Below are 23,494 nucleotides of genomic sequence, written 5' to 3' on the forward strand. Positions count from 1 at the left end.
CCGCCGGCTCATCCTTTTTCGCGAGGGCCCTTCCGCCCGTCACGGAGATATCGATGCGCAAGTCCATCCGAGCCCTGTCGCTGGCCGCCGCCATGGCGCTGTCCGGCGCGGCCTCCACCCATGCGGCCGAGACCGCCGGGGGCAAACCCACCATCGTCCTGGTCCATGGAGCCTTCGCCGACGCCTCGGGCTGGAACGGCGTGGTCGGCAAGCTGTCCCGCGACGGCTACACCGTGATCGCGGCGGCCAACCCTCTGCGGGGCCTGAGCTCGGACGCGGCGTCGCTGTCGGCGCTGGTCGACTCCATCCCGGGGCCGGTCGTGCTGGTCGGCCATTCCTATGGCGGCGAGGTCATCACCGAGGCGGCCGCCGGCAAGGCGCACGTCTCGGCGCTGGTCTATGTCGCGGCCTTCCTGCCGGAGGTCGGGGAGTCGGCGTTCACCCTGTCGGCGAAGTTTCCGGGCGGCACGCTGGGCGAGAGCCTGACCTCGGTGCGCCTGTCGGAAGGCGGCGAGGACTTCTACATCAAGCCGGCCAAGTTCCACGCCCAGTTCGCCGCCGACGTCCCGCCGGAGACCGCGGCGCTGATGGCCGCGACCCAGCGGCCGGTGACCAAGGCCGCCCTGGCCGAACCGGCCACCGTCGCCACCTGGAAGCAGTTGCCGTCCTACGTCGTCTACGGCACGGCCGACCGCAACATCCCGGCCCAGACCGAGCGCTTCATGGCCGAACGCGCCAAGGCCCGGAAGACCGTGGCCGTCGAGGGCGGGTCGCACGCTCTGATGGTCTCGCATCCCGACAAGGTCGCCGCCCTGATCGAGGAAGCCGCTTCGGCGCGATGAGGTCGCCCCCGTCCGTCGCTTGGTCGGCGGCGGACGGGGTCTTGTACGATGACGCCGGCCGGATGCGCGCGTCCGGATCAATCCCCAAGGGCGCGCCCCGCGGCAGCATGGCCGGCCACGGGGCGCCGCATACGCTGGAGATTTCGATGAGCAGTCCTGGTCCGATCCGGATTCTCTTGCAGACGACGATTCCGACAACCGAGGACGACTGGTCGATCGCGAGGTTCAGCGCCCTGCGCGACCTCCTGTCCGGCGCGGTCGATGACGAGGGGCGGGCGCTCTACGCCGTCGAGACCCGCGACCGCGAGGCGACGGGCGCGCCCGATCCGGTGCTCTCACGGATGCAGGACAGCGATTTCGACCAACTGTGGCTGTTCGCCGTGGATGTCGGCGACGGGCTGACCGAGGAGGACTGCGTCGCCGTCTCGCGCTTCCGCGAGGCCGGCGGCGGACTGATGATCGCCCGTGACCACATGGATCTCGGCTCGTCCGTCTGCACCCTGGGCGGGGTGGGGGCGGCGCACTGCTTTCACAGCAGGAACCTCGAGCCCGACACCGCGCGTCACGTTCGCGACGACGAGGAGACGCGGGCCATTTCCTGGCCCAACTATCGCTCGGGCGCGAACGGCGACTATCAAGAGATCGTGGCGATCGCGCCGGCGCATCCCATCCTGCGTGATCCGACCTCGCCGACGGGCGTGCTGCGCTATCTGCCGGCGCATCCGCACGAAGGCGCCGTCATCGCGCCGGCGGACGGCGACGCTCGGGTGATCGCCGCCGGCGCAAGTCGTACGACCGGCAGGGCCTTCAACCTCGCCGTCGCCTTCGAGCGCGGTCCGGCGGCGGGGGCGGCCGTCGCCCAGAGCACCTTCCATCACTTCGCCGACTACAACTGGGACCTGGCGGCGGGCTGTCCATCCTTCGTTTCGGAGACGCCCGGCGAGGGCATGGCCCGCGAACCCCGCGCCCTGGCCGACACCCATCGCTATATGCTGAACTTGGCGGCCTGGCTCGGAAGGCGAGGGTTGTCCTCCTAGAGTTCGATGATGCCCCGGCGGGCGGCGACGGTCACCGCATGGGTGCGGTCGGATACGTTGAGCTTGGTGAAGATGGTCTTCAGGTAGCCCTTCACCGTCTCCTCCGAGATCCCCAGTTCCCGCGCGATCTGCTTGTTGGCCTTGCCGATCGCGACCAGTTGCAGGACGGCGACCTCGCGCTCGCTGAGGCCGTCGTCGAGCACGTGGATGGCGATCTCGTCGGCGATGCTGCGATGCAGGTAGCGCCGGCCCTGCCTCACGGCGTGAATGGCGTCGAGCATTTCGGTGCGCAGGCTGCTCTTGAGGAGGTAGCCCAGGGCGCCGGCCCGCAGGGCGCGAACCGCCTGCACGTCGCCGTCATAGGTGGTCAGCACCACGATGCGGGCGTCAGGATGCTCGTCGCGGATGGCCTTTATCGCCTCGACGCCGCCCATGCCCGGCATCTGCAGGTCCATCAGGGTCACGTCCGGCTGCAGGTCGCGGAACTGGACGATGGCCTCCACCCCGTCCCGGGCTTCGCCGACTAGCACCATGTCGGTCCTGTCTTCCAGGATCGCGGCGACGCCTTCGCGCAGGATGGGGTGGTCGTCGACCACGAGGATGCGGATGGGACGCGAACTCGACTCAGCCAACCTGGCTTCTCCTGAAACGACGAAGGATATCGGACAGCCACGTCCACGGCTGGGCCTCGGCCACGTAGGCGAGACGAGCCGGTAGTCGCAGGCTGATCTCGGCGCCGCCGGACGGCTGGTTGTCGATCGACAACACGCCGCCGATCCGCTGGGTTCGCTCGCGCATGCCCATGAGGCCGAAGTGGCCCGGCTTGTGCCCTTTGGCGATGACGTCCGGGGGAAAGCCCACGCCGTCGTCACGGATCCGGACGCTCAGTTGATGGCGGGCGAAGCCGATCGTGATCGCGACCGATTTGGCGCGGGCATGACGGGCGGCGTTGAACAGCGCCTCGCCGGCGATCCGCCCGATCTCGCCCGCGACCAGCGGGTGCGCCGGGCGAGGAACGCCTTCCGTCGACACCTTCACGAGAACGGACGGGTCGAAGCAGGCGGCGTTCGCCCGCTCTTCCAGGATCGCCGCGAGGTCGCCGGTATTCTCGGCCGAGCGCAGGTCGCGAACCCGGTTGCGGCCGTCGATGATCACGTCGTCGGCGCGCTTCAGCGCGGATTCCATGAGGTCCCGAGCGTGGTCGCCCGGCGGCATCTTGTTGGCGATCGACTGGAAGCGCAGCACCAGCCCCTGGACGCTCTGGAGCAGGGTGTCGTGCAGTTCGCGCGCGATCCGCTCGCGCTCGCCAAGCCGCGCCTCATGGCCGACGTGGATGCGTTGCGCGACCTGGGCCACGCGCAGGCGATAGAGCAGCCACAGCAGCGCCGCGCCCAGCATCAGGCAGGCGGCAAGGAACCAGCGCGATTGGAGGAAGGTGGGCGGAATCTCGAAGGTGATCGCGGCGCCCGTGCGGTTCCAGACGCCCTCGCTGCTGGCGGCGATGACGTGGAAGCGATACTTGCCGGGCTTGAGGTTGGTGTAGAACGCTTGGCGTCGCGCGCCGGGGTCGACCCATTCCCGGTCGAAGCCTTCGAGCTTGTAGCGGACGCTGGCCTGCCTCGGATCGGCGAAGCTGAGCACCGCATAGTCGATCTCGATGCTGGAGGCGCCTTTCTTCAGGCTCAGGGCGGTCGGGTCGCGAATGAGAAGCCCGCCCGCCGTCAACGACTTGATCGCTACGCCGGGCGGCTGGCCGTCACGCGCGATGCGCCGAGGGTCCATCCACAGGACGCCGGTTTCCGTCGCCACCCAGAGCCGTCCGTCGCCGCCCTGAACGAGCGAGCGTTGGGTGTGCGAGTGGGGGCGGCTCGTCAGGCCATCGCCAAAGCCCAGGGACAAGCCCGCGGGGGAAAAGGCGCGATTGGCGAAAGCCTGTTCCAGGTCCGAGCCCGAGAGCCGGACCAGGGCTCGGGGATAGGCCAGCCAGGTGTCGCCCTCGGGCGTCTGCACGAGGCCGCTGATCCGGCCGCGCAGGGCGCTCCGATCGGGATTGATGGTCTCTGTGCGGCCATCACGGAAGCGAGCCAGGCCAAACGCGCCCGCGGCCAGGATGTCGCCGCGAGAGTCTGGATAGAGCGTCACGGCCGTGGCGTCGCGACCGAGCTCGAGCGCCTGGAATCGGGGGGGCGACTGGTCCAGCCACGCCAGCTTGCGCAGGTCCCACTGCACGACGAGGCGTCCCAGGCTGTCCCTGACCATGGTCGTCGGACGAAAGCCCTCGCCCAGGCCCGGACCGAACATCGTCTCCCATCGTCCTTGGCGATAGCGCAGCAGGCCTCCGGCCGCGGCCGAAATCCAAAAGTCGCCCTCGGCGTCGAACGCGCAGTCGTAGATGATGCTGTCGGTGTTGGGGCGAACCAGCGCCCTTTGCGCCCGGCCGGCCTTCCAGACGACGATGCGATCGGCAAAGGCGATCCAGACCGAGCCGTCCGGCGCCTCGCACAGGCTCTGCGGCTCGCGGATCCCCCCCAGAACCAGTTTGGGATCTCCTCCCGGAGCGGCTCGGTAGATCGCGTCCGCCTGGCCGATGAAGACCCCGCCGTCCGAGGCGGCCAACAGCTTGTCGCCGAAGGCTGCTGGATTGGTCAGCGCGGGCTCTGATCTCAGCGTCGCCGGGCGCAGCTTGTCCAGGCCCTTTTCCGAGCCGACCCAGATGTTGCCTTCCCTGTCCTCGAAAACCTGGCTGGTCAGGTCCGAGGACAATCCATCCCGTCCGCGAAGCGACTCGACGAGGCGCGGTCCCCGGCCTGGAACGGCGGCACCGGCCGTTCTCTGCAGGCCTTGATAGCGGGTGGCGATCCACAGGTTGCCCGTGCGATCGAAGTAAGGCGCGCCGCGGATCTGGGCGGCGTCGGTGGGCAACGGGGGTTGGAGGGGCGGCGATCCGTGCCCGCCAGGGCCCGTGAGCGGATAGCTGCCGCGGCTTTCCGAAAGCCACACCCGGCCTTGCGGGTCCTGGGACAGCATGCCGTTGGCGCGTGGCGTTCGGCGCACGACCTCGAACCGTTCTGCGCCGGGCGCCAGGCGCGCGACGGAGTTGCTGAGAGAGACCCAGACAGCGCCGTCGGCCGCCACCAGCAGGCTGAGGGCGTCGTCGCGCGGCAGGCCGTCGGCGGCGGCGAACGCGCGCCAACGCCCATCGCGCAGTCGCAGCAGCTCGGCGTCGAACTTGGCGGTGAGCGCCCAGATCGCACCGTCTCGCCCCTCGGCCATCGAGACCACCCGGTCGGGCGCGGCGGGCATGGGCAGGACCTTGAGCGCGCCGTCGCGATAGACGGCGAAGCGGCGGGATCGGGCAAGACTGGTCCAGATGTTCCCGTCACGCGTCGCCAGCAGCGCGCTTGGCAGGTCTTGCTGCTCCTCGCCGCTCTGGGCGACGATCCGCTCGAAGACTATGCCGTCGAAGCGATACAGGCCCGTGCCCGTCGCCAGCCAGAGATAGCCGTCGCGGCCCTGCGCCATGGCCAGGATCGGCGCGGGCGCCTCGCCTTCCTCGGTCCATCTCTGGTGGGTGTAGTGAGTGATGCGGCGCGCCGGTTCGGCCGCGACCGAGGTCGTCGTCTGCAGCAGCATCGCCGCGAAAAGGACGACCTTGATCAATCGCACAGGTGAGTTCCGCCGCTTCCCAGACTCCGAGTCTGGAGCTGGCCGCATTTGCCGCCCGAAAGGACGCGGGTGGCAAGACCCGGTTGGGGGGAGAGAAGAGCACTTGGTTGGCTGCGGCGAGGGCGAACCGGATTATCCGGCTCATCGGGTTCTGCCGCCTGCAGCTTGTCTTCCGGCAGGGCAGGATACGCGGGGAAGCGCGGTTCCCGCTCTGGGCCTCGGGGCGCCTCATGTGGCTGCTGGCGGAACGTTTGGGGGCGTATGCGGTGAGCGGCGATTTTCGCCATGTCATTGCACACGAGATTCCGCTAAGTCGTTGAAAAGCTTGCCAAGTCGCTCCAGTTCCCGGCCGGTGCGATTTTTGTGAAAAATACTCAGTAAAATCAAATGCCTATGACGAAATTTTCCGTTGCGCCCATGATGGATTGGTAGTTTAATTTATAAAAATCAGTAACTTGCTTCTAAAATTGCACACGGATTGTACACGCGCATTTGCGCTTTTCTTCGCTGCCTTTCGCCTGAATTCGTCCGCATACGCTCTCCTGCGCCCGATCTGGCGCGCTAGCGTTTCAGGCTTCCCTCTGCCCCTCTCGATGGCCCGCAAAGTCACGCCTCACCGGATGGGCCGGACCTGACTCTTAGCCGACGTTGGAAGTGTCAGCTTCCGACCCGACTTTTAAACTGAATGTCTATGGCGCGAGGCAAGATGGAGCTTGGATCTTGCGAGTTGTCCGCAATTCGCTAAAATGGGTGAATTGTAGTGGGTTTGCGCGTGAGTCGCGCTGGAGCGATCCTTGGTGCGTGCAATCGACCTCTATGCCGGTATCGGGGGATGGAGCCTTGGGCTGCGCCTGGCCGGCGTCGAGGTGGTGGCCTCTTATGAGTGGTGGCAGCCTGCGGTTGATACCCATAACGGCAATCACGGCGGTGCGCTGAAGCCGACTGATGTCCGTCAGTTGCGACTGGAAGACCTGCCGTCGAATATCGATCTAGTCGTCGGCAGTCCGCCCTGTACGGAGTTCTCCTATTCGAACCGGGGCGGGGGAGGCGACCTCGACGAGGGGCTCAAGGACCTTGTTTGCTTCCTTGAGGTCGTGGAGCATCTGAACCCGAAGTTTTGGGCGCTCGAGAATGTGCCGCGGGTGGCCCAGGTGCTCAAGCGGGGAATGGCGGATGCCAAGCATCCGCTCTATCGCTTCCGCGACCTCGGCATGCAGATCGAGATTATCGACTTCTCAGACTACGGGACGCCTCAGTCGCGTCGTCGCTGCATCGCGGGCAATATTCCGTTCGATCTGATCAAGGCCTACCGGCCTCGTCTGCCGCGGCGTACCCTGGGCAATGTCGTCGAGGCGATCGCCGCCAGTAGCGATGTCGTCGATCCCGTCTGGGGCTGCGCCTTGCCTGCGGCGATGGTGACGGAACGGGAGGCCGAAGGCACGCTCAATGCGGAGGAGCTCCGCATGAATCGAGAGGCCAAGACCTATCATCCGGTTTACAACAATATGGCCTTCCCGGACGTGATGGATTTGCCGGCCCGGACCGTCACTGCCACCTGCACCCGCGTCTCGCGCGAGAGCATCGTGATCGGTGATGACGACGTCGGCTTCCGCCGGCTGAGCATCCGGGAGCGCGCCTGCCTCCAGGGCTTCCCGATCACCTACCAATTCTATGCACGCTCCTTCCCGGAAAAGGCGAAGATGGTGGGCAACGCTATTCCGCCGACCTTCACCTATCTGGTCGCTCAAGCGGCCCAGGACGTCTCGGCTGAAGACTTGGTTCCCTACGCGCAGGTCGGTTTGAGCCTGCATCGACCTGAGGCGGAGGCACCGGTGACGCCGCCGACGACGGAGGGCCGCATCTATCCGGCGGGCCGTAGCTTCCGGGCTGCCCTGCCGGGGTTGCGTTTCAAGAGCGGCATGAGGTTCGAGCTCGCCAACGGACGGGGACTGGAGCAGGACTGGCAGGTTCGTTTTTTCTTCGGCCCCTCGATCGATATTCGCGAGATCACCCTTGATGGCGATCTACTAGGGGAGCTGCGCAAGTCACCGTTGATGCGGTCCTTGATGATGGCTCTGGGTGTCGAGTTCGCCAACGCTGGTCAGGTGCTGCAGACGAGCACCCCGGACAATCTCCAGGCCGCGTGGTCGCACCGCGCTGGCGGTCTCCGCCCCTATCAGGTCGTGGACCTCCTAGGCGAGCTGGCCGGCAAGGTTCACCAGCGACTGCTCTCCGCCGCGACCGACGAGCAGCACGCGGTCATCGGCTATGTGATGGAGGCAGCGGCCGAGGGCGAGGAAGGGGACAGCATCCCCGGATCCAAGAAGTTGACCACCCACGCTCTGCCTATTCTGAGCGGGCTATTGGTTGGGGCTTGGTTCAACACGTTGCCCTGGCACCGTCTTCAGAAGTCGGTGGCCTGATCAAGGCAGGGCTGGGCCAAAGAGGGTCTCGAAGGCCGTGAAGGGAACTTCGACGGCTTCCCAGCCGCCTGCACCAGCGTCCATCGGAATATGGATTTCCATTTCATCCATTCCGACGATTGCTAGTCTAGGTGGAGCGCACGACAAATCCCAGAGATGGAACACGTGGAGAGGGCGATCGAGCGCGATCTCCCATTCATGCCGAGTGAGGTGCAGCGTTCCGCTCATCCCGCCCCGGCTGGCCTTGACCTCAATGGAGAGAAAGGCGCGGTTGTTCGCTGCCTTGACCGAGAGCACGTCATAGCCGTCCTGGTTGCTTTCGATCGCCACCCAGCGAGGCGGGGTTCCGGTGCGAGCTTCTTCATGGGCCAGCGTTAGTCGCTCACCTTCGCGTCCGATGGCGAGAAGATGATCCTTCTGAAGCCCTCGACCGATGCTGGCGAGCCCATCCCAGAAGTCCACCACCTCGTTGCTCGGCGCACCGGCCAGACCGGCTTCGACAAAAATCTGACGAACCCCGACAGGGCAGAAGTTCAAAACCCGGGAGCGGCCGTACACAGCGTTCTGGAGCCAGTCGGGGTTCTGGGTCTCGACATAGTGGAGCAGGATGCAGCGCAGGGCCGCTTCATATCCTTCGGCGGCGTGGACCTTCAGACCCGACGCCGAAACCTGCAGCTCACCTGCCTCATTGATGTCCAGCCAGGTCAGCGCCTCCGCCAGCGCCAAAGCGGCGGTCGAGGACATTCCGCCTACCTTGGGAAGGCCGGAAATCAGTTCCAGCGCAGACAGGGGGCGCCGTTGTAGCAGGTCGAGCAGTGCGATGCCCGCCTGGGCCAGGCCGGGGGACAGTAGAAGTGTCACTCCGGCCGACCCAGATCAGCGGCGATCGCCTGGATGTCATCCAGCTGAAGCCCAGTGACATAGTCCTCGACATCCGCGGTTCCGACCTGGACCGGGTCGATCGGGATGGGGTCCGGCGCTAGGGACGAATCCGCCAACGCTTTGGCCATCTCGCCGATCTTGAAGCCGAGCCGGTTGCGGACCGTTTCATCGACCGTTTCGGTGCATTCGACGATTTCGATGACCGTCTCCTGATCCTTTGGCAGGCCGAAGCGATGAATCCGGTCTTCCGACTGAAGGTAGTGTGCGGCGTTGAAGGTGCGATCCAGATAGATCGCATGGTGGCAGACGCGGTGCAGGCTGATGCCCTCGCTGGCGGCCGCCGGGTTGGCCACCATCACCCGGACATTGTCGTCGTCGTGGAAGGCCTTGATCTTTCCTTCCCGGGTGTCGGCATCATCTTCGTCGCCAGCATCCACCCCGCCGTGGATATAGACCGCGCCCAGATCGGCCAACCGGGAGGCCATATACTCGACGTTGCGGACAAAGGACGACCAGATCAGCACCTTGTGGCCCTGGCGCGAAAGCTGACGCGCCCGCTTGAGGACGTATTCTAGCTTGGGGCCCTCGCCCTCAGCGAGCACGGCCGCCAGGAGGTCGTGGTGAGCAAAGCCGATCTGAGCCGCGAGGAGCGAGGGGTTGGAGACGAATTGGAGAAGGCGGGATACGGAGCGCCCGAGGGCCCGAAAGGTCTGCCGGCCCCGGGCGTCCAGCACGGCAGAGGCTTCGCGGGCGACCTCAAGGCGCATCAACTCATAAAGCTCTCGCTGAACTGGGGCCATCGGCAAGGGCACTAGACGGCGGGTGACCTCGGGAAGATCGAGTTGCTTCTTATTGGTGCGGACATGTATCGGTCGCACCAGATCGACAACCGTCTCCTCCTCGACGCGAACCTCAGGATAGAGGAACTGGAACTGCGGGATGAGATCACTCGGCGACTGGGGCATGGGCGTTCCGCTCATGACCAGCTTGCCGATCGGCAGGTGCGACAGTTCGATGACCGAGCGTCCGCTAGCTCCGTTCACGCCCGACTTGATCCTATGACTTTCGTCCAGAAAGACGAAGGTCCGGTGTTGGGCGAGGTGCTGGGTGATCAGGTCCTGCACCCTCGGCAACTGTTGATAGGTCATCAGCATGAGCGGTGGGTCCGTCTCAAGGGCGGCGCGAATGCGATCGCGGCCACCGCGTAGCCGCACGAAGCTGCAAGGGGTGTTGGGTAGGCACTCCAGAATTTGTTCGTCCCAGGCGGCGAAGGCGTTCTTCGGTGCGATCACCAGAAGGCGATCGCCGGGCTGTGCGCGAAGCGTAAAGAAGGCCAGAGCTTCGGTTGTCTTGCCGGCACCCGGAACCGAAAAGGTCGCTGCTGCCGGCAGAGCGGCGAGGCGGGCCACATTCGGAGCTTGGTGTTCGGACAGGCTGCGACCGAACCCCGAAGCTTCAAGCGAGGCCTTCAACTCATCCAAAGGCAGCGGCGATGCGTCCGAGGCCGCCCAATAGCTCGCGGCGGCGCGCTGGGACGATTGTAGAAGGGCCGTTGCCTCGGAGTTGATGGAAAGGCCTGAGCCGAGCTTCAGCCGATTGGCGCGAAAGACCTGCAGAAACTGGTCGCGGGCGCCGACGAACGCCCACCACGGCAGAGAAAACCCAGCCACGCCTTCGAGCGTGGTGTCCGGGCTCGCGTCATAGGCGACGCGGGTGAGCATCGCCGACCAGACGTTCGCGCCGTCCCCGGCCTCCCAGGTGAAAACGGCCCGGCCGTCCTTGCCCCGGTAGGCGAGGTTAAGCATGTTCGGCCAGATAGGCGCGAATGGTGGCGACGCGTGTCTCGATCTCATCGAGCTGCTTGGCTACGCCCGTGAGCTTGGACTCCGGTCTGAGGCCTTCCTTGGCTGCGGCCGTCAGGAAGCTGTTCGCCTTGGCGCACTGGTCCAGCAGATAGCCGGCCTTCTTCACATCTTTTTTGACCTGTCGCTCGGTCTCCAGAACCTCTCCGATCGCTTCGCGGGCCTGCGCGCGTTGGGCTGGGTCCTTCAGTGCTTGGATCAGTCCGGCTTGTTGGGCGTCACTGTCGTCGTCCTGACCACCCCCGAACAGATCGTCGAGACCGTCATCCGGCGTAGTCGTCTCCAAGTCCAGTTCACTCGCGAGCCGTTCAACGACCTTATCCAGATTGGCCGCCAGTTCCGGGATAGCGATGTAGAGACGGCCTATAGCAGCGGGATCGTCGATGAGGGCGAAGGCGGCTTCCTTAAAGATTTCCTTGCGCCCCACGCCGGAGAGCTTGGACCTGCTTTGGACGAGACGCTGGAAGGTGTGCTCCTGCCCAGACACCTCCGACCATCGGTTCGCTTTGTCGCGTGATCGCAGATATTCGTCGGCGTAAGCGCGCATATCGAGCAACTGGGCGAATTCGCTGTCCTTCATCTTGTAGAGCTTGCAGAGCTCCTCGGCCTTGATGTCATCGCGCTCCATCTTAGCGACCATCATATTGGCCTGAGCGTCCCAACTATAGTCCGCCCGGATGTCCTTCTCGATCTGGAGCTGCGCCTCCAGTCGGTTGATGTCCTTCTCCGTCGCATGAGGCAGGACAACCACTTCGATGTGCTCGAAATGGCCATACTTTTGCGGGTCGTCGTGCAGGAGCTGGCGCCACATGGACAGGCGGCGGTTGCCGTTAACGACGAAGCCTTCTTCGTCGAGTAGCAGCGGGTTCACCTGCCTGTTGGCCGAATCTTCGAAATATCCGTCCAGATCGGATAGTCGGCCTAGCTTGAGCAGAAGCTCATGCTGTACCTCCTGCGCGTCCCACATCTCCGGATCGCCGGTGAAGAGGTCCGGGCGCAGGTCCGCGTTAAGGGCGAGATGTTCGACCTGGAGAGATGCTGTCCGTCCGTTGACCAGGCGGTATTTGGGAAGATCGATCGGAATGCGGATAATCGGCAGGTCCTGGTTCAGGCCCTGAAACACCACCCGGTCGGTCGCCAGTCCCTTGGCCTCAAGCCGCGTCTTGAATTCCTCCAGGCGGGCGGGGCGAGGCCAGCCGAACCGGGAGCCTTTAGGCGTATCGGGAAGATCGATCTCTGGCATGTTCACTCCAGTGCGACGACCAGGGTCGGGACGTAGAAGGCCTTGCGAAAAATTTCGAGCTCGCGCTCCAGACGCGTGGCCTGGGCGATGTTGTCGCCGATTGCCAGAGCGATGGGCTGGGACGGCAAGACGAGGACAGCGGCCTGGATGGCGTTATTGAGGTAGAGCGTCTGAAGCTTCATCAGGTCTGCGTACATGCGCGCCATATTGCCGGTCTGAAGGCACAGGCCGATGTCTTCACGCATGGAGGTGATGCTCATGTCGGAGCCGCGGGCAACCGTCACCTCGCTGGACCAGCCTTTCAGCCGCAGAGCGGCGACAAACTGGTCGCGGATACGCGGCGCGGCGCCGCGTTCGATGCGGATGTCGACAGCTTCTGCGGCCGAGAGGACCTCTTCGAGGATGTGGGGTGGAACGCGTTCAGAACCGGCGCAGTGACTGTGCAGTGAGGCCTTCATGATGCTGTCTTCAGATAGAGGGAATTCCAGTGATGCGTCACGTGCGCCTCGAGAATCGTTAGCCGCAAGCGCCGAAAATCACTCAAGACCTAGCGGATGTCAGCGGCCTTCAAAACCGTCAAGGTTGCGAACGGTCTGAACAAACACGAATTCCGGCATGAAATCGCATGCCTGCTTCGGTGTCGGACCTAATGTCTCCGCTATTGGCGCAGCACTGCTGGGAAGGCAGCTGCCCGGATGGCCTGGGCATGTAGCCGGTTTTGACAATGCCATACGCCCCGCTGAAGACCATGTGGGTGGGAGCGATCACGCAGTCCTTGGCCGGGCCTGCACTGGCCGGCAGGGCGCTCGCCGGAAAACCGAAGCAGGCCGCAGCGGCATCGGGATGGTCGAGCTGAAAATGGTCGGGGCCACGCGCGCCTCCGAGGAGACAGTGGTGCTTGACAGCGGAGAAAGACAGGGCTTTTCCATCCGGGGCGGGCTGACTATCGTGGCGGTCGGGGGCGCACGGAAACGACTTGCGGTAGATCGGCGCCGGAGGTGGCGCATTGATCAAGCTCGAGAGCATATCGTACGACCTGCGTGAGGATTCGGCGGTCGGGCGCGCCCAGGCGGTGCTCATCTACTATCTGCGCCGGCCCGCCGCCGAGCGGGCCTCGCGCCGCGCGCCGTTCGACGCGGCCGTGCTACGCCAAGAGCACATAGTGCAGGCCGTCGCCAAGCGCAGCTTCGGGAAGTGTGCATTCTGCGAAATGGACCCGCTCGGCGTGGAGTCGGTCGACCATTTCCGGCCTCTCGACGCGGCGCGCGATCTCCGAGGCCGGCCGCACCGCGACTACTATGCCTGGCTCGCCTACGAGGCCGACAACCTGATCCTCCTTTGCAACGAATGCGCCTACCACAAGAACTCGCTCTTTCCGCTAGCGAGTGAACGGGCCCCCTTCATGGCATCGCTGGCCGAAATCCGGCGTCTGGAACGGCCGCTTCTGATCGATCCCACCCACGAGGAGCCCAGCAAGTACCTGGACTTTCGTCTCAATGGCGTCTGCGTGCCCCGCGACAAGCGCGGCAAGGTGACGGTCGACATTCTGCAGCTGAACCGAGAACATCTCGTCGATCTCCGCGCTCACGCGATGCGGCAGACCCTGGGAGAGCTGCGATCGGCGATCCAATCGGCAGCCGCGGACCCGGAGTTCACCTCGCTGTTCGCGCCGAGCCGCTCCTACGCCGGGGCAAGGCTAAGCCTCTTGCGACGTCTTCTGAGGGGCATCCGCCTCGACGGACGAGCCCTGAGCACGTCAGTCAACGAATCGGCGTTTCAACTCGGCTTGGCCTTGGGGTCGGAGATGGCGCAAGCGGACCGCGAGAGGCTGCTGCGCCGGCTCGATCAACTCGAACGGCTGGATGCGCGTGGCGGCCCCGTCCCTGAGACCTATCGCGAGGCGGACGAGGAGATCGAGCCCGACCGGACATGGGCCCGACAAAGAGAGGCGTTCACGGGCGGCATTGCGTCCATCGCCATCGAGAACTTCAAGGGCGTGGAACGCCTCAAGCTGCAGCTTGAGGCTGGACGTCGTCGCCATGCCGCGCCGTGCTTGATGCTCCTGGGCGAAAACGCCGTCGGCAAGTCGAGCATCCTGCAGGCCATCGCCTTGGCCTTGATCGGCGCCAAGGCGGCCAGTGCACTGAACCTCCAGCCAACCGACATCTTGCGCCGGCGTTTCGACGAGGCCTTGGACCAGGTCCCCCTCACCGATGCGAGGGCGTCTGTGGAATTCGACCATGCGCCCCCGGCTCGGTTCGAACTCGAGGCCGAGACCCACCGGGTGACGGAAGCAGAACGGTCCCGAGCGGTGGTGCTGGGTTACGGTCCTCGGCGCTTCTTCGATCGGACGAAGTCGCGGCGCGCCCACACGCCGCACGGACGAGTCCAGACGCTCTTTTCCCCGGCCGCGACCATCCCCTATCCCGGCGCGTGGCTCAGCCAGCTCGACGTCGATCGGTTCAATGAGGTGGCCCAGATCATCCGCATCGTCCTAGCTGTCAGTGACGACGACGATCTGGTGCGAAGCCCCGCAGGCCAAATTTGCCTTCGCCTGGACGATCGCGAAGTGCCGCTGGACTGGCTCAGCGATGGCTATCGGTCGGTGTTTGTCATGGTAGCCGATATCGTGCGGCAGCTGAGCGCCCACTTCCGCTATTTGAAGGAGGCCGAGGCCGTCGTCCTGATCGACGAAATCGAGACCCACCTGCATCCGCGTTGGAAGATGTCGATCATGCCGGCCCTTAAACGCGCCCTGCCTCGGGTCCAGTTCATCGTCACGACCCATGATCCGCTCTGCCTGCGCGGCATGGAGGATGGCGAGGTGGTCGTGCTGCAACGGACGGCCGGCGGGCGAGTCGCGCTGCTCGAGAATCTGCCGAGCATCAAGGGTATGCGCGCCGATCAGATTCTCACCTCCGATTATTTCGGGCTCTTCTCCACCAGCGATCCTCAGGCCGAGTTAGAGTTGGCGAAGCATGTGCGCGCATTACGGGACGGCGCGGACGGGGTTTCGCCCCAGGCCCAGGCTCTAATCAAGCATATCGCGATTGGCGACGATGCGCAGGAACAGCTGCTTCAACGCGCCATGCGACAGTATATCCGTACGCGGGAAAGGCCGGCCGACGAGCTTCGACCCGACGTGAGCGAAGACGCCTTGCGCGCGGTGGTCGCGGCCCTGCGGGGAGACGGCCGCGGATGATCTTCGTCGAACGTCCGGCCGACGTACCTGCTTCGTTGGCCGCCGATGCGTCCGTCAAGCAGATGGAAGCGGCCGAGCTATTCTATCATACCTGGACAGCCGGGCAGGCTGCCTACGGCGACTTCACGCGCTACAGCGGCGACGACGTCAAGGCCTCGCTCAAAAACGCTTTCCACTGGAAGTGCGCCTATTGCGAAACATACGTGGGCAAAGGCGCATTTGAAGTCGAGCACTACCGCCCCAAGGGCGGCGTGGCCGGCTGCGACCATCCTGGCTACTGGTGGTTAGCTCTTGAGTGGACGAACCTCCTGCCGGCTTGCCCCGGCTGCAACAAGGCTCTGTTGCAGCATGTGGTCACCGCCGACATGACGGTCGAACAAGCCAAGGCGCTGCTTCTCACCAAACCGACCGATCTCCACGGGAAAGCGACGCAGTTCCCGGTGGCGGGGGCGCGATTGGTCGCCAAGTCGCACGACCATGCCGCTGAAGGTCCGTTGCTGATCGATCCGACCCGCACCGACCCGGAACCGGAACTGCAATGGCGCTTTGATTGCGAGCTGAGCGTTGTGGTGCCGGCGGCGGGCCCTGCAGGCCTCAGCGCTGAAGGCGACGCCACCATCGCCTGCGTGGCGCTTAACCGGATGGATTTGGTGCAGAGCCGCACCGCAATCCTTGATCGACTGAAGGTGCAGCGGATTCGAATCTTCAAGGAACTGAACAAGCTCGGTCCAGAGACGGGTTTGGCGACCTTCATTGGGGTTATGACCGGGATAAACATGGTTATCGAGGACATGTCGGGCGCTGGGGAGCCCAACCAGCCGTTCGCGGGAATGGCGCGCGCCTTTGTACGCAAGCTGACGCAGGAAATCGTGGAGTTTGCAGCCGCGCGCGGCGTCAATCTCGACGAAGCGCTAGCCCCCGTACCGGCGGGAGCCTGAACGCGGGCTGGCCGTGTTAGACCCCACGGTGCGCCCACCAATTTGCCTCAAACCTTTGTCATTGGTGCTGACGGGGGACAGTCGTGGTAACGACCAGGACCACGCCCTTGCCCGGCCACGTCGGTAATACACGTTCCAGACTTCGGTGGCTGAGATATCGCCGCCTGAGACGGCCCAGGAATACCCCGTCGTTGCGGGTGAGACCGGAGTTCCCGATTTCCAGGGCCGTCGACCAACGCGACAAGCCGAAGGTGCCGGATCGACCCGCTCTCTCGCGCGCGTAGACGAGATCATGGCGACCCGACAGGTAGCTGAGCGTCCAGTTGCTGGAGACGAGCTAAGATCCGTTCCTGGCGCAGCGCGGAAGCGCGATCCCGGTGAAATGCCTCGTGATTTGAGGCCGGGGAGCGTGCGGCGGTCTTCGTTCGCGTAAAACTGGCCGGTTGCTTCGCTTATAGTGTTATACTGTAACATTTTGGGTGGGCGGAGCATTCTCATGGCAGATAGTGGTGACGGTGCGTTTCCGAGCAAGTTCCTGCGCACGCATGAAGCCGGGGCTTTTCTAAATCTCTCACCCAGAACTATGGAGAAGCTCCGTACTACGGGAGGAGGGCCGCTCTATCGCAAGTTGGGAGGTAGAGTCGTCTATGCCCTTGCGGATTTGCAGGCTTGGGCCGACGCAGGAACAAAGCGGCATACGGCCGATCCACTCGGTGGTCATCCAGCGCCGTTAAGCTCGACGAGCAAGCGTCCCCGTCCTGTTCGCAATTAGGCGCTCGGCGTGTACAACGCGTGTACAGTGAGCGTGATTTTGAGTGTGTTCTCGCACCTCGAATTCCGCTAACTTATTGAAATCCTTCAGTCCGGTTTCTGTCGGTCCAATTCTCCAATGGAGTGATTGGTGTGAAAATTATTGAATAAAATCAAAGACTTATGACGAAATTTTCCGTTGCGCCGATGATGGATTGGAGCGACCGCCACTGCCGGTCGCTGCATCGCGTGCTGTCGTCGCAGGTGCTGCTCTATTCGGAGATGGTCACCACCGGCGCCGTGCTGCACGGCGATCGCGAGCGGCTGCTGGGCTATTCGAGCGACCAGCATCCGGTGGCGCTGCAACTGGGCGGCTCCGAGCCCGCCGACCTGGCCGCCGCCGCCCGCATCGGCGAGGACTACGGCTATGACGAGATCAATCTCAACGTCGGCTGCCCGTCCGACCGCGTGCAGAGCGGCCGGTTCGGCGCCTGCCTGATGCGCGAGCCCGACCTGGTGGCCGAGTGCATGGCCGCCATGGCCGACGCCGTGAAGGTGCCGGTGACGGTCAAGTGCCGCATCGGCGTCGATGACCAGGATCCGGAGGAGGCGCTGTTCACCCTGGTGGACAAGTGCGTCGCGGCCGGCGTCACCAGCTTCATCGTCCACGCCCGCAAGGCCTGGCTGCAGGGCCTGTCGCCCAAGGAAAACCGCGACGTCCCGCCGCTCGACTACCCGCTGGTCTATCGGCTCAAGCGCGAGCGCCCGGACCTGTTCATCGCCATCAACGGCGGCGTGCCCGACGTCGACGCGGCGCTGGAGCACCTGCGGCACGTCGACAGCGTCATGCTGGGCCGCGCGGCCTACCACGAAGCCGGCCTGCTGGGCGAAGTCGACCGCCGCGTCTATGGCCTGGATGTGCCCGACGTCTCGCCCTTCGAGGCCGTCGAACGCTACCGCCCCTATATCGAGCGCAGCCTGGCCGAGGGCTGGCGCCTGGCCGGGATCACCCGCCACATGCTGGGCCTGTTCCACGGCCTGCCGGGCGCGCGCGCCTGGCGGCGGATCCTCACCGTCGAGGGCGTGGCCGAGGGCGCGGGGATCGCGGTCGTCGACAAGGCCCTGGAAGCCGTCCGTCGCGCCGTCGACGAGCGCGAGGCGAGGGGACTGGAGCCGGCCGCAGGCTGAGCCTTAGGAACTCTTGTCGTCTTTCAAGGGTTTGCCGCCCGAACAAGACTTCAAGGGACGTCCTGAAATGAAGATTCGATTTTTCGTGGCGGGTGTCGGCGCGGCGCTGCTGGCGGCCGCCGGTTCTCAAGCCCTGGCCCAGGACGGCGGAAACTTCGCCGTCGGCGGCAACATCGGCACGCCCGGCATCGGGCTCGAGGCCCAGTATCGCCTGAACGACAGCTTCGTGGTCCGCGGCGGCGGCGACTGGCTCGACTTCGACCACGACGAGACCTACAGCGGCGTCGCCTACACCGGCAAGGTCAAGTCCAAGACCGCCGGCCTGTTCCTCGACTGGCATCCGATGCAGGGCGGCTTCTTCGTCTCGGGCGGCAGCTATTTCGGCAAGCGCAAGATCAACCTTTCGGGCACGCCCACCGAGAACACCCAGATCGGCGGCGCGACCTTCACCCCCGCCCAGATCGGCACGATCACCGGCGATGTCGAGCTGTCCGACGCCCAGCCGTTCCTGGGCCTGGGCTGGGACAACACCTTCAGCGACGAGGGCGGCTGGGGCTTCCGGGTGCTCGGCGGCGTGTCGTTCAGCGACAGCCCCAAGGTCGACCTGACGGCCTCGGGCGGCACGCTCTCCAACGACCCCACCTTCCAGCAGCGCCTGCGCGAGGAAGAAGCCGAGGTCCGCGACGACGCCAAGGACTTCAAGTACTTCCCGGTCGCCCAGATCGGGCTGACGTACCGGTTCTAAGCCACCAGCGCCGCCCGGATCGCGCCCGCCGCCGCCATCGCGTCGGCCGGGGCCAGCAGCACCTGCAGTCCCCGCTGGCCGCCGTTGATGAACACGCGCTCCAGCACGAAGGCCTCGTCCTCGATGGCGGTGGGGACCTTCTTGCGCTGGCCGAACGGGCTGACCCCGCCCACCTTGAAGCCGGTCAGACGCTCGGCGTCGGCCGGCTTCATCATGGCCGCCGCCTTGCCGCCGAAGGCCGCGGCCAGCTTCTTCATGCTGACCTCGCGGTCGGACGGCACGATCACGCAGACCGGCTTGCCGTCCACCTGGGCCATCAGGGTCTTGAGCACCTGGCCGGGCTCCACGCCCAGGGCTTCGGCCGCCTGCAAGCCCACGCGTTCGGCGTTGGGGTCATAGTCGTAGGTCGCCACCTCGAAGGCGACGCCGGCCTTGGAAAGCGCCAGGGTCGCGGGCGTGCTCTTGGACATCGGTCATCCCCCTTCAACTGTCGCGGTTGATGGCGCAAACCGCAAAACCCGTCTAGCAGTCGGCCTCTGTTTTCCGACGGACCGCCTGCCGATGACCCGCGCCGAGATCGAACCCTTCCACGCCATCGGCATCAGCCGCCTGGCGCACCAGTTGAAGGGGGAGGGCGCTTCTGTCATCCACATGGAGTTCGGCCAGCCCTCGACCGGCGCCCCCGCGCCCGCCATCGCCCGCGCCCACCAGGTGCTCGACAGCGACGGCATGGGCTATTGGGAGAGCCCGGCGCTCAAGGCCCGCATCGCCCGCCACTACCAGGAGACCTACGGCGTCGCCATCGAGGCCGAGCAGGTCATCCTGACCTGCGGCGCCTCGCCGGCGCTCGTTTTGGCCCTGTCGAGCGCCTTCTCGCCCGGCGACCGCGTCGCCCTGGCCCGGCCGGGCTACGTCGCCTACCGCAACAGCCTGAAAGCCCTGCACCTGACGCCGGTCGAGATCGCCTGCGGTCCGGAGAGCCGCTACCAGCTGACCGCCCAGGCCCTGGCGGCGCTGGATCCGGCCCCGGCAGGCGTGATCATCGCCAGCCCCGCCAACCCCACCGGCACCATCATTCCGCCGGAGGAGTTGAAAGCGATCGCCGAGGTCTGCCGCGAGCGGGGCATCCGCATCGTCTCCGACGAGATCTATCATGGCCTCAGCTACGTCGGCCCGACCCACTCGATGCTGGAATTCGAGCCGACGGCCCTGATCGTCAACAGCTTCTCCAAGTACTTCAGCATGGTCGGCTGGCGTCTCGGCTGGCTGGTCGCGCCGGCCGATCTCGTGGTCCGCGCCCGCGCCTTCGTCGGCAACCTGTTCCTGACCGCGCCGTCGCTCAGCCAGCACGCGGGCCTGGCCGCCATGGACGCCCGCGACGAGCTGGAAGGCCACGTCGCCGTCTACCGCGCCAACCGCCAGCTGCTGCTCGACGCCCTGCCGGCCCTGGGCCTGACCGCCATCGCCCCGCCGGACGGGGCGTTCTACATCTGGGCCGACATCGGCCACCTGACCAACGACAGCCTGGCCTTCTGCGAGCGCCTGCTGCGCGAGACCGGCGTGGCGACGGCCCCCGGCCTCGATTTCGACCCGGTCGAGGGGCGACACTTCATCCGCTTCAGCTTCGCGGTATCGACGCCGCTGGTGAAGGAAGCGCTGGAGCGCATCACGCCGTGGTTCGCGGCTCAAACAGCATATTCCAAATAATGCATTGACTATCCATTATGTGAGAATAAACCTGCGCTCGTTCCGGTGTTGAATGGGCGGGTAGTCTTCCGTCTGCGCGGCGTCTCGACCGCCCCGGTACGGGAGGGCGCACCGCCATGGATCCTTTCAACCGCCGCGATTTCCTGCGCACGGCCGCCGTGGCCGGGGCCATGGTCCCCGTCGCCGCCCAGGCCGCTCAGGCCGCCGCTCCGGCCCCCGTCGCGCTGGACGCTGACGGCGTCCGCTGGCTCGACGGCGCGCCGCCCGCCGCCCACGAGGGCCAGACCTTCGGCCTGCCGTGGCCGCGACGCGCCCAGAAGGCCAGGACGACCTTCACCATCGCCGGCGCCGACGGCCAGCCCGTGCCCGTCCAGACCTGGCCGCTGGCCTACTGGCCCGACGGCTCGCTGAAGTGGACCGGCCACGCCATCCCCGCCGGCGCCGGCCTCGGCGCCGTCGCCCTCAAGGTTCAGCCCGGCAAGCCGGTCGCTCCCGCTGCCGCGGTTTCGGTGCGTGAAACGGCCGACGCGGTCGAGATCGTCAGCGGCGAGCAGTCCTGGCTGATCCCCCGCAAGGGTCCCAACGTCATCGCCCGCGCCACGGTGGCCGGCCGCGAGACCCTGCGCGACGTGCGCCTGGTGGCCCTGACCCAGGACAAGCCCGACCTCGACGACGGCCCCGTCACCCAGACCCGCTTCGAGGGCGAGGTCACGGCCGTCACCGTCGAGCAGAAGGGCCCGGTCCGCGCCGTCGTGAAGCTGGAAGGCAAGCACCGCCAGGGCGAGCGCGCCTGGCTGCCCTTCACCCTGCGCCTCTACGTCCATGCCGGCGCCCGCTCGCTGCGGATCATGCACAGCTTCATCTTCGACGGCGACGAGAACCGCGACTTCCTGCGCGGCCTCGGCCTCGTTGGCGCGGCCCCGCTGACCGACGCCCTCTATGACCGTCACGTCCGCTTCTCGGGCGAGGGCGACGGCGTATGGGGCGAGGGCGTGCGCCCGCTGACCGGCCTGCGCCGCGATCCCGGCAAGGCCTGGCGCGACGCCCAGGTGGCCGGCCAGAAGACCCCGGGGCTGGAGGGCATGGCCCCGACCGTCTCCAAGCGCCTCGACCTGATCCCGGCCTGGGGCGACTTCACGCTCAGCCAGCCCAATTCCGACGGCTTCTCGATCCGCAAGCGCACCAAGGCCGGCCACGGCTGGATCGACGCGGTGACCAGCGGCCGGGCCACGGGCCTGGGCTATATCGGCGGGGCCAGCGGCGGCGTCGCCTTCGCCCTGACCGACTTCTGGAAGCGCTGCCCCACGCGCCTGGACATCCGCCACGCCCATACCGACGCGGCTGAGTTCACCATCTGGCTGTGGTCGCCGGACGCGCCGGCCATGGACCTGCGCTTCTATCATGACGGCCTGGGCCAGACCGATCACGCCGCCGAGCGCGAAGGCCTGGAGATCACCTACGAGGACTACGAAAAGGGCTGGGGTCGCCCGCTGGGCATCGCCCGCACCAACGAGATCACCCTCTGGGCCCTGCCGACCACCCCGTCGCGGGATGAGTTCGCGGCCATGGCCGGCCGCCTGCGCGCCGCCCCGCGCCTGGTCGCCACGCCGGCCCGCCTGAAGGCGGCGCAGGTGTTCGGCGACTGGAGCCTGGTCGATCGCTCCACCCCGACCCGCCGCGTCATCGAAGACCAGAACGACGGCCTGCTCGACTTCTACATGAAGGACGTCGAACAGCGCCGCTGGTACGGCTTCTGGAACCACGGCGACGTCATGCACACCTATGACAGCGACCGTCACGTCTGGCGCTACGACATCGGCGGCTTCGCCTGGGCCAATTCCGAGCTGTCGCCGGACCTGTGGCTGTGGCTGTCGTTCGTGCGCTCGGGCCGCGCCGACGTCTTCCGCTTCGCCGAGGCCATGACCCGCCACACCGGCGAGGTCGACGTCTGCCATCTCGGACCCTATCGCGGCTTCGGCACGCGCCACGGCGTCCAGCACTGGGCCGACAGCTCCAAGCAGCCGCGCGTCTCCAACGCCGCCTATCGCCGCTACTACTACTACCTGACCGCCGACGAGCGGGTCGGCGACCTGATGCACGACCTGATCGGCGCCGACGAGACCCTCAGCCGCGTCGATATCAGCCGCAAGCTGCCGGGCGGTCCCGCCTCGCATCCGCCGGGCGTCGTCGACATGGGCTTCGGCACCAGCTGGAGCGCCTTCGCCGCGGCCTGGCTCACCGAGTGGGAGCGCACCGGCGACAAGCGTTGGCGCGACCGCCTGCTGGCCGGTATGGACAGCATCGCCGGCTTCAAGCAGCAGTGGTTCGCTGGCGGCGCCGACTTCGACCTTAAGACCGGCCGCTTCCTGGGCGCGGGCGACAAGGTCAGCGTCTCGCACCTCAACGCGGTGTTCGGCGCGGTCGAGGTCCACTCCGAGCTGTTCCAGCTGATCGACGACCCGGCCTACAAGAACGCCTGGCTCGACTACTGCCAGTTCTACAACGCTTCGGACGCCGAGTTCCGGGCCAAGACCGGCGCGCCGGCCAAGGGGCGAAACCTCAAGGAAGGCCATTCGCGCCTGACCGCCTACGCCGCCTTCCAGCGCAAGGACGCGGCCCTGGCCGAACGCGCCTGGCTGGAGTTCTTCAGCGGCGATGCGGGCCTGGGCATCGGCGCGGTGGCCACCGAGCGCCGCATCGAGGGCCCGGCCGTCATCGAGCCGATCGTCGAGATCCCCCGCGTCTCGACCAACGCCAGCTCGCAATGGGGCCTGGCGGCGATCCAGAACCTCGCCCTGGTCGGCGACGCCCTGGAAGCCGCCCGCGCCAAACTCCCCACCGCCCCCCGCCGCTCCAACGGCGGCGACGCCGGCAAGGACGCGTTCTGAACCTGCTCCTCCCCCGTGCAACGGGGGAGGGGGACCACGAAGTGGTGGAAGGGGCGAGACTGGGCGCTGTGCTCGATCCCCTTCCTCCGTAAAATCCCCGCGAAAGCGGAACAACTGATCC

General features: G+C 66.0%; 17 protein-coding genes. 10 read left to right on the forward strand and 7 right to left on the reverse strand.

Annotated elements, in window-relative coordinates; all coding sequences use genetic code 11:
• The first annotated feature begins 53 nt into the window (after positions 1 to 53).
• Positions 54 to 842 (forward strand): alpha/beta fold hydrolase, encoded by a 789-nt coding sequence (locus AC1RRS_RS22565; RefSeq protein ID WP_492857126.1) that lies wholly within the window; start codon positions 54 to 56, stop codon positions 840 to 842.
• 146 nt (positions 843 to 988) lie between these two features.
• Positions 989 to 1,879 (forward strand): hypothetical protein, encoded by an 891-nt coding sequence (locus AC1RRS_RS22570; protein ID WP_492857127.1) that lies wholly within the window; start codon positions 989 to 991, stop codon positions 1,877 to 1,879.
• Here the strand turns inward: AC1RRS_RS22570 and AC1RRS_RS22575 are convergent.
• Positions 1,876 to 2,511 (reverse strand): response regulator, encoded by a 636-nt coding sequence (locus AC1RRS_RS22575; protein WP_492857128.1) that lies wholly within the window; start codon positions 2,509 to 2,511, stop codon positions 1,876 to 1,878. The two genes, AC1RRS_RS22570 and AC1RRS_RS22575, sit on opposite strands and share 4 nt — an antisense overlap.
• Positions 2,504 to 5,545 (reverse strand): sensor histidine kinase, encoded by a 3,042-nt coding sequence (locus AC1RRS_RS22580; protein ID WP_492857129.1) that lies wholly within the window; start codon positions 5,543 to 5,545, stop codon positions 2,504 to 2,506. The genes AC1RRS_RS22575 and AC1RRS_RS22580 overlap by 8 nt, the downstream gene beginning before the upstream one ends.
• 797 nt (positions 5,546 to 6,342) lie before the next feature.
• Between AC1RRS_RS22580 and AC1RRS_RS22585 the strand changes: the two genes are divergently transcribed.
• Complete coding sequence (locus AC1RRS_RS22585) at positions 6,343 to 7,968, forward strand: DNA cytosine methyltransferase (RefSeq protein ID WP_492857130.1); 1,626 nt, start codon at positions 6,343 to 6,345, stop codon at positions 7,966 to 7,968.
• Here AC1RRS_RS22585 and AC1RRS_RS22590 read toward each other — a convergent pair whose 3' ends face one another.
• Genes AC1RRS_RS22590 through AC1RRS_RS22605 form a run of 4 tightly spaced genes read right to left on the reverse strand, consistent with a single transcriptional unit; the run spans position 7,969 to position 12,413 of the window.
• Positions 7,969 to 8,829: a protein NO VEIN domain-containing protein gene (locus tag AC1RRS_RS22590; protein WP_492857131.1), complete on the reverse strand. Its 861-nt coding sequence runs from the start codon at positions 8,827 to 8,829 to the stop codon at positions 7,969 to 7,971.
• The gene (locus tag AC1RRS_RS22595) at positions 8,826 to 10,655 is read right to left on the reverse strand and encodes a DEAD/DEAH box helicase (RefSeq protein WP_492857132.1); all 1,830 of its coding nucleotides are present in this window, start codon (positions 10,653 to 10,655) and stop codon (positions 8,826 to 8,828) included. The genes AC1RRS_RS22590 and AC1RRS_RS22595 overlap by 4 nt, the downstream gene beginning before the upstream one ends.
• Positions 10,648 to 11,955, reverse strand: coding sequence for a hypothetical protein (locus AC1RRS_RS22600; protein WP_492857133.1), 1,308 nt, complete (start codon positions 11,953 to 11,955; stop codon positions 10,648 to 10,650). The genes AC1RRS_RS22595 and AC1RRS_RS22600 overlap by 8 nt, the downstream gene beginning before the upstream one ends.
• 2 nt (positions 11,956 to 11,957) lie before the next feature.
• Positions 11,958 to 12,413, reverse strand: a complete 456-nt coding sequence (locus AC1RRS_RS22605; protein ID WP_492857134.1) for a BglII/BstYI family type II restriction endonuclease — start codon at positions 12,411 to 12,413, stop codon at positions 11,958 to 11,960.
• A 548-nt stretch (positions 12,414 to 12,961) separates the two neighbouring features.
• Between AC1RRS_RS22605 and AC1RRS_RS22610 the strand changes: the two genes are divergently transcribed.
• From AC1RRS_RS22610 to AC1RRS_RS22630, 5 genes are all read left to right on the forward strand, one after another.
• The gene (locus AC1RRS_RS22610) at positions 12,962 to 15,157 is read left to right on the forward strand and encodes an AAA family ATPase (RefSeq protein WP_492857135.1); all 2,196 of its coding nucleotides are present in this window, start codon (positions 12,962 to 12,964) and stop codon (positions 15,155 to 15,157) included.
• Positions 15,154 to 16,095 carry an HNH endonuclease family protein gene (locus AC1RRS_RS22615; RefSeq protein WP_492857136.1) on the forward strand — a complete coding sequence of 314 codons (942 nt, stop codon included), beginning with the start codon at positions 15,154 to 15,156 and terminating at the stop codon, positions 16,093 to 16,095. Before AC1RRS_RS22610 ends, AC1RRS_RS22615 begins: the two co-directional genes overlap by 4 nt.
• Before the next feature lie 496 nt (positions 16,096 to 16,591).
• Positions 16,592 to 16,867, forward strand: coding sequence for a helix-turn-helix transcriptional regulator (locus tag AC1RRS_RS22620; protein ID WP_492857137.1), 276 nt, complete (start codon positions 16,592 to 16,594; stop codon positions 16,865 to 16,867).
• 161 nt (positions 16,868 to 17,028) lie between these two features.
• Positions 17,029 to 18,033, forward strand: a complete 1,005-nt coding sequence (dusA, locus tag AC1RRS_RS22625; protein WP_492857138.1) for a tRNA dihydrouridine(20/20a) synthase DusA — start codon at positions 17,029 to 17,031, stop codon at positions 18,031 to 18,033.
• A gap of 67 nt (positions 18,034 to 18,100) precedes the next feature.
• Positions 18,101 to 18,778, forward strand: coding sequence for a hypothetical protein (locus tag AC1RRS_RS22630; RefSeq protein WP_492857139.1), 678 nt, complete (start codon positions 18,101 to 18,103; stop codon positions 18,776 to 18,778).
• Here AC1RRS_RS22630 and ybaK read toward each other — a convergent pair.
• Complete coding sequence (gene ybaK, locus AC1RRS_RS22635; RefSeq protein ID WP_487290505.1) at positions 18,775 to 19,248, reverse strand: Cys-tRNA(Pro) deacylase; 474 nt, start codon at positions 19,246 to 19,248, stop codon at positions 18,775 to 18,777. The genes AC1RRS_RS22630 and ybaK overlap by 4 nt on opposite strands.
• Positions 19,249 to 19,339: 91 nt before the next feature.
• Here ybaK and AC1RRS_RS22640 point away from each other — a divergent pair, with 91 nt between their 5' ends.
• Both AC1RRS_RS22640 and AC1RRS_RS22645 read left to right on the forward strand, forming a co-directional pair.
• The gene (locus AC1RRS_RS22640; RefSeq protein WP_492857140.1) at positions 19,340 to 20,485 is read left to right on the forward strand and encodes a pyridoxal phosphate-dependent aminotransferase; all 1,146 of its coding nucleotides are present in this window, start codon (positions 19,340 to 19,342) and stop codon (positions 20,483 to 20,485) included.
• 116 nt (positions 20,486 to 20,601) lie between these two features.
• Positions 20,602 to 23,373, forward strand: a complete 2,772-nt coding sequence (locus AC1RRS_RS22645) for an exo-rhamnogalacturonan lyase family protein (RefSeq protein ID WP_492857141.1) — start codon at positions 20,602 to 20,604, stop codon at positions 23,371 to 23,373.
• The last annotated feature ends 121 nt before the right edge of the window (positions 23,374 to 23,494 follow it).

The sequence above is a fragment of the Caulobacter sp. GW821-FHT12A07 genome (assembly GCF_058807655.1).

Coding starts and splice junctions, on each gene's coding strand:
- AC1RRS_RS22615 (WP_492857136.1), top strand. CDS start 15,154: ATGATCTTCGTCGAACGTCCGGCCGACGTACCTGCTTCGTTGGCCGCC.
- AC1RRS_RS22570 (WP_492857127.1), top strand. CDS start 989: ATGAGCAGTCCTGGTCCGATCCGGATTCTCTTGCAGACGACGATTCCG.
- AC1RRS_RS22630 (WP_492857139.1), top strand. CDS start 18,101: ATGAAGATTCGATTTTTCGTGGCGGGTGTCGGCGCGGCGCTGCTGGCG.
- AC1RRS_RS22595 (WP_492857132.1), bottom strand. CDS start 10,655: ATGCTTAACCTCGCCTACCGGGGCAAGGACGGCCGGGCCGTTTTCACC.
- AC1RRS_RS22645 (WP_492857141.1), top strand. CDS start 20,602: ATGGATCCTTTCAACCGCCGCGATTTCCTGCGCACGGCCGCCGTGGCC.
- AC1RRS_RS22640 (WP_492857140.1), top strand. CDS start 19,340: ATGACCCGCGCCGAGATCGAACCCTTCCACGCCATCGGCATCAGCCGC.
- AC1RRS_RS22565 (WP_492857126.1), top strand. CDS start 54: ATGCGCAAGTCCATCCGAGCCCTGTCGCTGGCCGCCGCCATGGCGCTG.
- dusA (WP_492857138.1), top strand. CDS start 17,029: ATGACGAAATTTTCCGTTGCGCCGATGATGGATTGGAGCGACCGCCAC.
- AC1RRS_RS22605 (WP_492857134.1), bottom strand. CDS start 12,413: ATGAAGGCCTCACTGCACAGTCACTGCGCCGGTTCTGAACGCGTTCCA.
- AC1RRS_RS22600 (WP_492857133.1), bottom strand. CDS start 11,955: ATGCCAGAGATCGATCTTCCCGATACGCCTAAAGGCTCCCGGTTCGGC.
- ybaK (WP_487290505.1), bottom strand. CDS start 19,248: ATGTCCAAGAGCACGCCCGCGACCCTGGCGCTTTCCAAGGCCGGCGTC.
- AC1RRS_RS22620 (WP_492857137.1), top strand. CDS start 16,592: ATGGCAGATAGTGGTGACGGTGCGTTTCCGAGCAAGTTCCTGCGCACG.